Annotated in this window: 9 protein-coding genes and 1 pseudogene; 3 read left to right on the top strand and 7 right to left on the bottom strand. The window is 68.2% G+C overall.

Annotated features, from left to right (window positions below):
- Window positions 1-54 precede the first annotated feature (54 nt).
- The 6 genes from AB0C62_RS35040 to AB0C62_RS35015 form a co-directional block, all read right to left on the bottom strand.
- The gene (locus AB0C62_RS35040; RefSeq protein WP_362980218.1) at window positions 55-456 is read right to left on the bottom strand and encodes a hypothetical protein; all 402 of its coding nucleotides are present in this window, start codon (window positions 454-456) and stop codon (window positions 55-57) included.
- Window positions 437-2,560, bottom strand: a complete 2,124-nt coding sequence (locus tag AB0C62_RS35035; protein WP_362980216.1) for a hypothetical protein — start codon at window positions 2,558-2,560, stop codon at window positions 437-439. The genes AB0C62_RS35040 and AB0C62_RS35035 overlap by 20 nt, the downstream gene beginning before the upstream one ends.
- Window positions 2,557-4,368, bottom strand: coding sequence for a hypothetical protein (locus tag AB0C62_RS35030; protein WP_362980214.1), 1,812 nt, complete (start codon window positions 4,366-4,368; stop codon window positions 2,557-2,559). The genes AB0C62_RS35035 and AB0C62_RS35030 overlap by 4 nt, the downstream gene beginning before the upstream one ends.
- A 70-nt stretch (window positions 4,369-4,438) precedes the next feature.
- Window positions 4,439-5,761 (bottom strand): site-specific integrase, encoded by a 1,323-nt coding sequence (locus AB0C62_RS35025; RefSeq protein WP_362980212.1) that lies wholly within the window; start codon window positions 5,759-5,761, stop codon window positions 4,439-4,441.
- Window positions 5,762-6,099: 338 nt separating this feature from the next.
- Complete coding sequence (locus AB0C62_RS35020) at window positions 6,100-7,659, bottom strand: DUF1254 domain-containing protein (RefSeq protein ID WP_362980210.1); 1,560 nt, start codon at window positions 7,657-7,659, stop codon at window positions 6,100-6,102.
- Window positions 7,660-7,887: 228 nt separating this feature from the next.
- A complete protein-coding gene (locus tag AB0C62_RS35015) occupies window positions 7,888-9,117 on the bottom strand; it encodes a DUF2254 family protein (RefSeq protein ID WP_362980208.1) in 1,230 nt (409 codons plus the stop codon).
- A 578-nt stretch (window positions 9,118-9,695) separates the two neighbouring features.
- On the opposite strand from AB0C62_RS35015, the gene AB0C62_RS35010 reads away from it, so the two are divergent.
- Together AB0C62_RS35010 and AB0C62_RS35005 are read left to right on the top strand one after the other, a co-directional pair.
- Window positions 9,696-10,103 carry a DUF2550 family protein gene (locus tag AB0C62_RS35010; protein WP_362980206.1) on the top strand — a complete coding sequence of 136 codons (408 nt, stop codon included), beginning with the start codon at window positions 9,696-9,698 and terminating at the stop codon, window positions 10,101-10,103.
- Between the two features lie 599 nt (window positions 10,104-10,702).
- Entirely contained in the window at window positions 10,703-11,737 is a 1,035-nt protein-coding gene (locus tag AB0C62_RS35005) for a hypothetical protein (protein ID WP_362980204.1), read from the top strand.
- Here the strand turns inward: AB0C62_RS35005 and AB0C62_RS35000 are convergent.
- A complete protein-coding gene (locus AB0C62_RS35000) occupies window positions 11,703-11,840 on the bottom strand; it encodes a hypothetical protein (RefSeq protein ID WP_362980202.1) in 138 nt (45 codons plus the stop codon). The two genes, AB0C62_RS35005 and AB0C62_RS35000, sit on opposite strands and share 35 nt — an antisense overlap.
- A 209-nt stretch (window positions 11,841-12,049) precedes the next feature.
- Between AB0C62_RS35000 and AB0C62_RS34995 the strand changes: the two are divergent.
- Window positions 12,050-12,437: pseudogene (locus tag AB0C62_RS34995) on the top strand (HNH endonuclease); the annotation flags it as partial.

The following is a 12,437-nucleotide window of genomic DNA, read 5'->3' as shown; positions in this document are numbered from 1 at the left end:
TCGCGTGCGTCCCGGCGAGTTGCGGGTTCCCGCGGGCCCGTCACTGAAGTCCGCCTATTGCCGCCGGGCTTGAGGTAGCGGGACGACGGTGCCGGAACGCCGCGTAAGTTGCTCGCGGAGGGCAGCGTTCTCGGCGAGGAGGGTGGCGATGACGGTTGCTGCGGCGTCAACCTGCCGTTGGAGCCGCTGGCGCTCTCCGCGGCTGGCTTTCGTTTGTCTGCGGAGTTGCTTGATTTCTTCGTGCTGACGTTGGCCGTGCAGGCTGGCTGGACTTCCACCGATGCGGTCGTCCCATTCCGCGAGGACTAGGCTCGCGCGGTTCATCGTGGCTCGGCTGACGCCGGCCTCTCGCCAGAGGTTGTTCTTGGTCAGCTTTCCGTCGGTGCGGCTGGGTTGACCGGTGAGCAGTCGCTCCATGGCCGCGCGAAGTGCCTGCTCAGTCTTGGCGGACACCATGGGAGGGGACATCGGATGCCTTTCGGATCACGCGGTCGACGTCGTGAAGCTGCTCGGTGAGCAGCGCTCGGCGGTTGGACGGGAGCTTGCGGGTACTGAGCAGGTTGATGAGCGAGGCGCGTTCCGCGGTCCAGATGGGCAGGTGGTCCGGTGCGATGACGCTGTTTGCACAGCGAGAGGGCTGGCAGCGGTCGATGAGCGGGCCTTGGTGGCCTTCGGGGACGATCGCGTCCTCCAGGCATTTGGCGCCGACCGGGTTGGCGTCGTCCATGGTGCAGTGGTTGAGCTTGCCGAAGCGGACGGACAGCCGCGTGCGACGCAGGAGGTCGAGTTCGACGCGAGGATCCCCGCGCTGTGCTTGGTTGGTGGCTTTCATCTCGGTGGCCCTGGCTCGGATGGCGGCGAAGGCTTCTCGCAGGCGGTCGGCGCCTGGGCCGTAGCCGATCGGTTCTCCTCGGCTGTCGGTGGCGAAGAGTTCCGACAGCCGCTCGAAGCGGCGATCGGTGACGGCAGTTCTCATGTGCTGGGCCCAGGATGGTGCGGGTTCCATGTAGCCCTGGGTGGTGGTGTTCGCCAGGGCTCGGGTGGCGATGTGCTTGAGCTGCATCCCGACGGCGATTTCCGATCCGGGAAACTCCCGGGTGAGCATCGCCATGGTGCGGCGGAACATGTGTGAGGCCAGCTTTTGCTCGGAGATCTCGGGCAGCCCGGTGACGTGCCGGTTGCGGTTGACGTGCGTGACGAAGCTGTTGAGCGCTTCTGAGCTGTCGAAGTGGTTGATGGGCGACCTGGCCTGCACGGATGCGAAGGCGTAGTCGTCATCGATGGACAACTCCGACGCAGTGGCGATCGCCTTGGCCACCGGTTCGATGATCCACCAGTGGCGGATCGGCAGGTCTGGGTCCAGTTTGTGCTTGGTCGCCTTCACCGCGGGGCTGCCGTAGTACTCGACGACCGAGTCCTTGAGAATGTCGCGGACCTCGCTGTTGCGCATCATGGACAGTCCCACCACCAGCACGAACGCCGCGTTGCGCAGGGCGGTGTACTCGACCCACAGGGCGTGTGGGTGCAGCGAGTGACGCCAGGGGCCGCGAGTGCCGTCGGCACGCTCGACCATGGTGAGGTCGGGCAGAAGGCCGGGCTGGACGCGGCCGGCGGCGACCATCTCGATCACACGCGCGCGATATCTGCGGCCTGCCTGCTCCCGGGGGGCGAAGAGGTGCGCGGACTGCGTGAGGCCGAGCATGGCGGTCAGAAGTGACCAGTTCACTGGCGAAGCGCCGCCCGGTGTGCGCGGCGGGTCGTCGGGATGCCAGACGGGGACCCTGCTCTCTGGGTCGGCAAGCCAGATGTCGAGGTGGCGCCGCTGCTGCGCGGCACCGTGGTGCTGCCGGGAGTTCTGGAGGTTCTGCCAGTGGGCGCGGGCGCGAAGAATATCGGGGCCGAAGGTGTTGACGTACGTCCAGGCTGCGCGGACGAGCGGGAACCACGTCGTGGGTTCAACTACCGGGGTCCGCAGGCTTGACTGGCGCACGAGGCCGAGGACCTTCGGGGCAGTCTGGTTGGGCCAGGGATCGGCCGGCAGGCCTGCGGTGAGTACGGGAGTGAGACGGTGGAGCAGTTTGACCGTGTTGATGTGGGCGAGGACGCCGGTGTCGTCGGTGGTGCGGCGGCGTCCGGCGATGTAGCGGTGGAAGTCGTCGACCGTCCACTGCGCGAAGTCGTCGGGGAGGTTCTCGGCGGAGCCGAAGGCAGCCAGTGCGCGTAGGACCAGGCCGCGGGCCTGGTGGGTGGGGACCTTGCGTGGGGTCGGCGGTAGGTGGATGCCCGCCGCGAGGACCGTGGGATGGCGGGGATTGAACTCGATCATCGCCAGCTCGCGGGCGAGGAGGTTCTGGCCTGGGCTGAGGGAGGTGAACGGCAGTCGCCACTGGCTGGCGAGGCGGCTTGCCGGGCGGCGCAGGACGCCGTTGAAGTCCCAGCAGGTGCTCTCGCCGAAGGCGGGTGATGACGCATCGGCAAGCAGCGGCAAGGACTGCAGCACGGGCTCGTCGCCGGCGAAGACGCTGGATTTCGGGGCGAGATGGCGCTGGCGGCTGGTCATTCGAACTCCACGCGGGTGGACAGCGGAAGGTTGAGGGTCAGCCCTTCTGCGGCGATGCGCTCGTGGGCTTGAGTGATCTCGTCGCTGGTGCGCAGGCTGAGGGCCTCGAGGACGTTGGCGCGGCTCTGCCCCCACAGGGCGTGGAAGTGTCCCGGGGCCAGGCGGTGCTGGAGTTGTTCAAGATGCGCGGCGAACAGCAGCAGCTGGGGGAGGTTGGACGGCAGAACGAAGGCGTTGCGGCATTCCAGGCAGCGGGTCGGAGCGACTGGACACAGCTGGCCAGGCCGGCCGAACGGCGAGGCGAAGGGGTCCCTGCAACTGGAGACGCCCATGTCCATTTCGCCGGAGCGCAGTTGCTCGACGTCTGCGGCGGACAGGCCGAGGGCCTCGGCGGCACCGGGTTCCGCAAGTTCCTTTTCTGCGTCTTCGCTGAGTATGAGCGGGCCGTTCAGGGCCTTGTCGAGCCAGTGTCGCTGGGCGGACGTGATGACGTGACCTGAGATGACGCGCAGGGTCGTGCCGTGGGCGTAGTGCGTGCGGAAAGTCTCCTCGGTGTGGTCGTCGGCGATGTCGCTGATGCGACCCTTGAACGCGATTGCCTTCTCGACTTTCCCTGACTTGCGCAGTCGGCGGATGTCGGCCGGGCCCTGGACCGTCACCTCCTTCGCCTTCAGCCAGTCCGCCAGTGCTGCGCGGCTGCCCTTGCCGACGAAGCGCCTGATGGTCAGCGCGTTGTGGTCGACGGAGGCGCGCAGGAAGAGCGGGACCGGGGCCATGCCGGCCCGCTCCGCCAACGGGCGGGCCATCTGCAGCATCTGGAGGGTGAGCTCCACGGCGTCCAGGCGCGGCGCGGACGGGTGCAGGTCGCGGTGGTCCTCGTCGGGCGCACTGTAGGAGCGGCGTTGCCTGCTGCGGGCACGGTGTTTGGTGAAGTCGATCAGTACGCTGCGGTCACCGTATTCGAGGTCGTCCTCGTCGAGTGCGACCACTTCCTCGGATGCTCGACCGGTCGCGGCCATCAGCAGGATCCGGTAGCTGTGCAGGTCCATGTCGGTGGGGAACAGCATCCTCACCAGATGGCGCAGTAGGTATCCGCGGGCCAGATGCGGCAGCACGTCGTCGGGGGCGAGCTCACGCAGTGCAGGCGGCCACTGTGGCAGCGGGGGCAGTAGACGGGTCAGGTCTTCGCAGGTCCACGCGCCGTTTGCGAGAGCCCACAGCAGGTTGTTGGGCTCTGTCCAGCCGTCGTCGGCGGGATCGCTGCCAGCGGCCGCGCGAGTCCAGCCGGCTCTGATCCTTGCCTCGGTAGCGAGGCGGTCCGTCCAGGCGGCCTGGATCAGCTTCTTCTTGTCGGCCCGGCTGAACTCGTCGACCTCCTGGGCCCGGCCGCGCCGCATACCGACGGCACCCGCCACCCAGCCGTCGAAGTGCCCGGCGACCGGCCGGCCCGGATGGGCGATCCGGCGCGCGATGAGCATCCTCAACCGCCCCGCCAGCGCGTAGGGGCGCCGCGACCCCGCCGGGAAGCTGGCCGGCAGCAGCCTGATCCACTCTGTTACCGCAAGGTGCAGCTCGGGTATCTCCCGGGCCAGCGACGCGTGTTGTGGCGCGCCGACCGTCGCATCGACATGCGTACAAAAGCTGTTGATGGCGCGGCGATAGGTCAGGCAGGAGCTTTCCCGGAGGCCCGCTGCGGCCGCCAACTCGACCCACTCGTCCGCAAGCTCTGCGGCGAGTTCAGTGCAGATGTGAACCGCGGGGTCGAACGCGACCGTTACCGGACGACCGCGCGGATCGAGACCGGTCACCTGCCGCAGGCCGATACGCGAAGTCTCCGCCGGCCCAGGCGGCCTGCTCCCTGGAAACCCGCCCTTGTACTCACCCCTGCGCGGCATCGGCGGACTCCCGAAGCATCAGCTGGCGAGCGACCGTCGCGTACGAGGCGCCGCCGGCCGCGCTCCAAGATCGGAACGCTGCCTCGACGTCCCGCATCGGGTCCTTCAGGTACTGGATGTAGCGGTAGGTCGTCGAGGGATGCGCGTGGCCGAGGCGACGCTGGACAACCAGCAAGGGGTTGCCGACCATGTGGTCCAGGAGCGTCGCCATCGGCATCTGTTCGGCACTAACGTCTCTGAGAGCCTCGCGGGTCAGAAAGATCAACAGCCGTAGGGCGAACGTGTGCCGGGTGTCGTGGAAGACCCAGCAGCGACGGGGCAACACCGGAGCCGCGCCGTGCTCACTCCACCGTTTCATCCGCTTCCACGCCCGCCAGCGAATACGGTCCCAGCCCGAGCCCGTCAGCATGCGGCCCCCGGTGCCGACGAACAGCGCGAGCGGGTCCAAGCCTCCGCCTGTTTCCCACACGGTGATCCGCCGTAGGTCCGGCTTCATGTCCTTGATCACCCGCGTGATGGTGGCACCCTCCAGCACGCCGCGGACCTGAGTGCCGTCCCTCTCGATCCGCTGGACCACGAACAGTTCACGCACCTGACGCCGCAGGGTGCGCTGAGCTGTCGCGACGATCCCCGGCCGCTCCAGCAGCAGGTAGGCACTCAGGAGTTCCATCGCAGCGCTGGGCGCGTACACCGACCGCGGCCGTCCGTACTTCGCGCAGGCGGCCAGGTCGACCACTGCGAATGGCGCCCGCTTGCTGTCTGTCAGTCCGAGCTCGGGCAGCAGAAGGGTCGACCACTCCTGGATCCGCATTCCCGTCATCAGGGCCAGCTCCAGCGCTGCCCGGTTGCGGTGAGGCCGCCAGCCCCGGAAGCCAAGGTCGAGCCCGCCACCTGGCTGAAGCCCGCCAAATCCGACATCCCGGAGGAAGAGGTACTGGTCGAGCTCCATATGTCGGACCCGTGAGTCTTGGCTCGTCCCGCTCCCCAGGGAGGCCCCGCGACCCGTGGCTCGCCATGGCCGCCCGGTCACGTACCCGATCTGGTCCAGGTAGGTGTAGAGACCGCCGATGGCCGCTGCGTCCCTGTCCCAGGTGGTCTCTTCTACGGTCTCTTCGGCGTCCTCGCGCCGCCAGCGCCGGAACTCCAGCACGTCGTTCTCGGTTGCCTGCCGCAGATCCAGACCCCGCGCGGTGAGGTAGTTGAGCAGCATGATGACGGTGTAGGCGTAGGCCTTCATCGTCTTGGGGTCGAGACCCTGCTGGCCAATCAGCCGGAACCAGCTTGATAAGGGCTCGACGGGACGCATTTCCCCGTCGAGGATAATCGGGGTACCCGCAGGGAGCCGTCGGCGCTCAAAGAGCTCGCTCAGGTCTGAGGCAGGAACACCAGGGACAGTTCCTACCTTCCAGACCTTGTGTCGGTCTGTGAAAAAGAGCTGCACCGTTTCCCCCGTGACCGGCGCCTCGCGGGTTCAAGGTGCCTTTGAGTCAGCCTGCCTGCGCCGCCAGACAGCAGCCGCACGTAGCAGGCAACGTCACCCGAATGAGAAGGGACACCGGCGAAACTCTGCCTTGGCCTAGCTAGGCGCCTCCCGGGAGGAGCCGGATCGTGGGAATCGACCCTGGTCCTGATCGAGTCCAGCGGTCACAGCAGCTCAGTTCCCGGTGCGATCTCGGTGGGGCGCCAGGTGCGGTCGAAGAATGCGGCGGTGGGGCTGTAGAGGCGCAGGATGGCGAACCAGCCCTTGCCGGGGGTGGTCTGGATCCAGTTGCCCTCGGAGACGCCTTCGGGGCGGGTTGGGGCGAGGTGCACGGTACTGGAGCCGTCATGGTCGGCGGTGGCTGCGGGTGTGGGGTAGTTCTGGCTGCCTGCTCGCGGGTAGCGCTGGGGAGTCTTGAGCATGGAGCGGGTCTGGTTGTCGTAGAGCGTCAGCGACCAGAACCGGGCTGCGGGGATTCCTTCGGGCAGGGTCACGGCGTAGGTGCTGTCTCCGTCGAAGGGCTGCCCGTTGGCGTCGAGGGAGATGATCAGGTACTGGGAGCCCACGCCGCTCAGGCGCATGCACATGGCGGGGGAGATTCCGGTGTAGGCGTAGAAGAACGCGGTGCGTGAGTTGAGGGCCAGTCCCGTGGTGGGCGGGTAGGGCTTCACCCCGTCGGCGGTGATCTCCGGAGGGGGCACGGACCAGTCGTAGCCGCCGACGAACAGGGGGTTGAACCAGGCCGAGTCCTCGTAGTAGGCGAACCCTTCTTCGGGGCGTGCTCGCAGTGCGAGGGTGCGGGCGGTGGCGTTGGCGACGGCGACCGCCTCCTCGAGGAGGGTGCGCATCCGCTGGTCGGGCCGGAACGTGTGGCCCTTGCTGATGCCGATGGCCCGGAACGCGCCGGCGGCCTCCGGGTCGGGGGCGTCGACGGGCTCTTCCTGGATGAGGGTGTCGAGGAGGGTGTAGAAGGAGAAGTCGTTGGGGGGCAGTGTGTTGGCCGCCAGGCCGGTTCCCTCGACGAAGGTGGGCGGCTCGGCGGGCTTCAGCGGGGCCAGTGGGCTTTTGCCCTGCAGGAAGGAGCCGATGCTGGAGCCGTAACCTCCGGGGTTGTAGGGGTAGATGCGGAGCTTGTCCTTGATCCTGGCGACGGTCGGTGCGGGGTCGTCGTTCTCCAAGAAGGCGCGGCCCAGGACGATGGCTCGGAAGGTGGCGGAGCGGCTGAGGAAGACGCCGCCCTCGGGCTCGGGACCGTCGTAGCCGGGAGGGAGGATCACGTAGGCTCCGCCGGTTCCGCGGTCGGGGCCGGGGGTTCCGATGTCGGTTAGCCAGTGGAACCACATGTCGTCGACGGTGCCCAGACAGTCGGGTGGGACCTCAAGGACCATGGGCCCGTCGCTGAGGTCGAGGAAGCTGAGGAAGTACACCGTGTCGGCGTTGCCGGTCAGGAACAGTGACTCGCTGTCCATCAGGCCGGTGTAGATCAACACGTCGTTGTCGGCGACCCCCGCGTCCAGGAAGCCCTGGCGAAGGGCACGTACGGAGACACCGCCGAGTGCCGCGAGGTAGGTGTCGACCCCGTGGGTCAGATCGAGGTGGTCGAACACTTTCTCGCAGGTGCCGGTGTCGGGGACGCCGTCGCGGAAGTGCAAGGTGCCCAGGCGGCTCTCGACAGCGTCAGGCGTGAAGACAGGTGCAGGCGTGTCACCGTGGGGATCGCTCATGATGTCCATGCTGTGGCGTGCCTGACGTTCTCGCATGTCGGCCGAACGAGTGTATGCGTCGTGGCCCTCGCTGGGCTGGTGCCGCGCTCCTTGCCTAGCAACCAGCCCAGTGTGGTGACGTATGCGGGCCGCAGCACACGCTTGATCAGGGCCCGCGATGTGAACGGCCCTTCGGCTGCGCTGGGAGGGCGGCTGACTCGAGCCTGCCCGTTTCGACGGGGACTGGGCTCATCGGCCTTCGGGAGAGTCACGGACGGTCTCGTGCCACACGAGAGGGAATCGGTCCGCCAGTTCCTGCTCGACCCAGGCCAGCCTGCCGCGCAGGAGATCTTCTCGCTCTGGGTGCTCTTCAGCCTGGAGTCGCATGAGCAAGGCGCGCAGACGGATAAGGACCATGGGTGAGCTGACGGCGGCGGGGATGACGTCGTCAAGGGCAATGTGCAGAAAGTCGTTCCAGCCAGGCAGTCGCGTGACGACGCGGATCGTGCCGGTGGTGTCGGTGGCCCGGAAGGGGCCGGAGCGCGCGGAGGCGGGGTCGAGGAGGAGGTCTTCCATGCTGTCAAGGGCCTGTACGGCGGTGGCGGGGTCGTTGACCGCTGGGGACAGTGCTCGCAGCGCGATGTCCGCGAGCAGGCGAAAGGCGAGTTTCGGGTCCTGATCGAAGGAGCCTTCAACGTCCGTCACCAGAGCAGCCAGAACCGCGGAGGGAGGCACCTCGGTTCCATGGAGGTCGGCCACCACGGCGCCGTGAGGCAGCGTGGTGCCGGGAATGGCGTGGACCACGATGACGGCGTCGGCTGCCCGCGCTGCCCTGACCAGCCGGTCCACGTCGATCTGCTGTACGACGACCACCGGCTCCGGCCAGGTGACGCTGGAGTGCCAGGGCGGCAGAAGCCCGCACGGCGCTGAGTCGGGTTCGGGTTGGGAAGGGGTGGGGCCGATGGCCTGAAGGAGGTCGCGTCCTTGGTCGGTGATGGCGTCGAGAACCTGGGCGAGCTGGATGGCGGCGAAGGCGCGCAGCTGCAGCGTGCGCAGGAGCCACACCAGCAGGGTCAGCAGGATCCCGGCGACGGCCGGCACGGCCAGGGAGACGCGTTGGGCGGTTCCGATGGTGAGGGCCGCGGTGACGCAGTAGACGGCGAGTCCGATGGCGAAGGCGAAGGTGCGCCAGACGATCGGCGCCCTCCTGAAGAGTGTCATTCGGGGCGAGAAGGAGGTGTGCACCCACTGCACCACCAGGAACAGCAAGGAGAAGATGACGGCGCTTACTCCCAGCAGCCCCACCCCCAGCGACAGCAGCATGTCGACCACTTGGCGGGCCGGTACCTGGGGGCCGCCGGGAACGGCCGGTACTGCCAGCCCCAGCCCCAGACCAGCCAGGGCGAGCAGCAGCTGCGTGCGTCCCGCGCGCAGGCGGGGCTTACGCCGCAGCAGGCTCTTTCCGGCCCGAGCCCTCATCGTCGCTCCCCCTCATTCGCCAGCCCTGACCTGCGCCTGTTGCTCAGTAGCGGCCGTTTTGTGAGTTTTACTTCTCGAGCGATTAAAAAAGCGTTATACCCCTTATTTGCATAAAATGTCTGATGGTCGGGATGTGACGGTCGGCAGTCCCCCCGACCCGCAGGATCGGAACGAGATCGGCTCGGGACGGACCGGCGCCCAGCCCCGGCAGGGACTGCGGCATCAGGCGTCCCGCGAGGGAGCGCGCATGAGCACACTGTCGAGCGGCCTGCGGCCGCCGCGCTACACGACGTACGTACGCGTGTCCGCTGGTGATCGTGGACGCCACCCGGCTGCAGCAGGTCAGCTTGGAGGCGGGCACGCGGCTCCGGTCGGAACCGACCGCCTCGCCCCCAGGCCGCCTGTACCGGATGGCCGCTGGCGGCGGCCGCATCCGATCTGCACAAACGGTGACGAGATGCCCTTACGCGGACAGGAGCGGGGGCCGCGCGTTGCGGTCCGCGCCAGGTCCTGCGGCGCTCCGTGACGGAAGCAACAACAAGGCGGCCCGCGCCCCGGGCGCGTGAGGAGCGTGCACCATGCTGATCGCACTGCTGGCCGTCCTGGGCGTCGACCTCATCGTGATCGTCGTCTTTGTCGCCCTCGTGCTCCTGCGCCGGCGCTGGGTCAGCCGCCGGCCCGGCGCCTTCAGGGGCGCCGTCCGCGTCGTTGACGGTGACGTGCCTGGGCTGGGCAAGAAATGGCGGCGCGGCTACGGCCGCTGGGTACGCGACGTGCTCGTCTGGGATAAGGGTCCCTTCCTGCTCCGCAACGAGTTCATCCTCCCCGACGCCCTGGCCGGCCCGGCGCGGGCGGCTGAACCGGGCGAGATCAGACGCCTCGGCAAGAACCTGACCGTGACGTCCATGAAGCTCGAAGGAGGCGCCCTCGTCGAGGTCGCATCCAAGGAAAAGGACCAGCACTCGGCGCACGGGCCGCTCGGATGATGATGACCGCCAGCCCCGGCCGCGCCCCGCAAAGCGACGCCGCAACTAAAGAGGCCCCGCATTGACCCACCACGACGCACTCCCCAGCTGGCGAGACGGCACGAGCAGGGATGCGGTCCTCGACTTCGTCGCACCGAACCTTGCGCAGTTCACCGAACTTTGAGCACGGGATACACCGCCGGTCAGAGCGGTTACGGTCGCTGGTCGGTGGACTGTACGGCCGTGAACCGACCGCAGGCACGGCTCGCAGCCGTTCCGAAACGGCGCTGACCTGCGTGCTTACTCTTCGACGAGACGAACTGCAATCCGTCAGGCTTCGGTGAGATTCACTCAAGGTTCGATGCGACAGGACAACGACAGACGTCACAGCCAGGCGTCAGCCCTTCCGGTACATTCGAAATCATGTGCGATATTTGGATAAGTGTCGAGAGGATTCTCGAGGTAGGGGCTGTTCGGCGCTGCTCAACGCACGAGCTGTTCGGCGTGCACCGGCGGGAGGGCCCGTTCCCAGCGGGGGCTGCCGCATCCAGACGGCTCTCAACCTGGCAGTGAGACAGTCCGAGACGTCTGGTGAACCAGGGCTCGGCCGGGTGAACGCCGTGACCAGCCACCGCAGCATCTTGCAGCTGCGCTTCGAGATGCCGCCCGGCTCCGACGCCGAGCTGCCCGAGCAGCTGCGGCGCCTGCTGGAGCACATCACCCCGCGGGTGCAGATGATCGAGCCGGACGGTGCCGTCCTCGACCTGACCGGCGCGCTCCTCTACTTCCATCAGGACGCACGTGGCCTGACGGAACTGATTCAGCTCAGGGTTCTGGCCTATTTCGGGGTGAGTAGTGCTGCGGGTGCGGCGCCGTCCCGGATGCTCGCCGCAATGGCGTGCGCGCTCACCGGACCCGGACGCCGTCTGATCATCGAGGACTCCCCCGCGGCGGTTCGCGCCTTCCTGCGGCCGCGGCCGGTTCGGGAGTTGCCCGGCGTGGGCGCCCGCGCGGCCGCGACGCTCTCCGACTACGGGCTCCACACCGTCGGCGATGTCGCCGACGTCCCCCAGCTCACCCTGCAACGCCTCCTCGGCGCCAGCCCGGGCCGCACCCTCCACGAACGCGCCCACGGACATGACACCACCACGGTTGACCCGACCCCGGCGCCGGCCAGCATGAGCAGCGAGCACCGCTTCGATCGCGACGAACTCGACCCGGCCCAGCACCGACGGGTCCTGCTCGCCCTCGCCGATGACCTCGGCGCGCGCCTCCGCGCCTCCGACCAGATCGCTGCCGGCGTGACCCTGACGGTCCGCTACGCCGACGCGAGTTCCACCCGCCGCAGCCGCACCCTGCCCGAGGCGACCCAGCACACCGTGCTCCTGGCCCGTACCGCCTACACCCTCTACGACTCCCTCGGCCTCCAGCGCGCCCGGGTCCGCGGCATCACGCTGCGCGCCGACGCTCTGCGATCCGACGACGGGGCCACCCGGCAGCTCACCCTCGACAGCAGCGACGACAAGCCCCTGGCGATCGAAGCCGTCGCCGACCGGGCCCGGAGGCGGTACGGGCAGAACCTGCTCTACCCCGCAGCCCTCGCCGTCACCCGCCGTCCGTCTACCGGCGTCGACGGTCCCGGAGATAGAGGATGAGCGCGCCGAAGCCGAACAGGACGGTCAGTCCGATGGCGAGGTAGGGAGACCAGGACGGTCCGTCGGGTCGGTTGCCGTCGGCCAGCCATGCGAGTGAGTTCAATGTCGCCCCCGTAGCTCGGATCTCGCTGGCCTTGTGCCCGCATTCCCTGACGGCAGGCCAGGCAGAGAGCCCGGCCTCGCCGGAACTCGACACGGCGCGCTTCATAACTCCGTCGGCTCGACCCTCCTCTAGATGTCGCCCAGTGTCACTCGGGTGATGTTCCGGGTGGGTTCGGGCGGGTCGGGATCGTCGTCCGCTAGCAAGAGATCATGTTCTCGAAGATCGCGGCCCTGGCTGCCGCCCTCCTCGCCCTGCCGCTCACCATCACGCCCGCCTCCGCGCACCAACTGCCGTCTGGGCCGCTGTCGATGGCGGCTGCCGTCGACCTGCTGCCAACGGCGGCCGAGTCACGGGACGGCTACCAGGGCACCAGCTTCAAGCACTGGGTCGACGCCGACCGCGACGGCTGCAGCACCCGGGCCGAGGTCCTGATCGCCGAGTCCCGCGTGCAGCCGACGATCGAGCCGGGCTGCAAGGTGACCGCCGGGCACTGGTTCTCCTTCTACGACGGCGTCACCGTCACAGCCCCCGGTGGCCTGGACATCGACCACATGGTGCCCCTCGCCGAAGCCTGGGACTCCGGCGCCTCCGCCTGGA

It is taken from the genome of Streptomyces sp. NPDC048643 (assembly GCF_040650615.1).
Lineage (GTDB): Bacteria > Actinomycetota > Actinomycetes > Streptomycetales > Streptomycetaceae > Streptomyces.
Note: the sequence above shows the minus strand (reverse complement) of the source record. Positions and strands in the feature narration are given on the sequence as shown.

What these genes read in the sequence shown, in the direction of transcription:
- AB0C62_RS35040 (WP_362980218.1), bottom strand. Translation starts at nt 456, where the DNA reads ATGGTGTCCGCCAAGACTGAGCAGGCACTTCGCGCGGCCATGGAGCGA.
- AB0C62_RS35035 (WP_362980216.1), bottom strand. Translation starts at nt 2,560, where the DNA reads ATGACCAGCCGCCAGCGCCATCTCGCCCCGAAATCCAGCGTCTTCGCC.
- AB0C62_RS35025 (WP_362980212.1), bottom strand. Translation starts at nt 5,761, where the DNA reads ATGCGTCCCGTCGAGCCCTTATCAAGCTGGTTCCGGCTGATTGGCCAG.
- AB0C62_RS35020 (WP_362980210.1), bottom strand. Translation starts at nt 7,659, where the DNA reads ATGAGCGATCCCCACGGTGACACGCCTGCACCTGTCTTCACGCCTGAC.
- AB0C62_RS35015 (WP_362980208.1), bottom strand. Translation starts at nt 9,117, where the DNA reads ATGAGGGCTCGGGCCGGAAAGAGCCTGCTGCGGCGTAAGCCCCGCCTG.
- AB0C62_RS35010 (WP_362980206.1), top strand. Translation starts at nt 9,696, where the DNA reads ATGCTGATCGCACTGCTGGCCGTCCTGGGCGTCGACCTCATCGTGATC.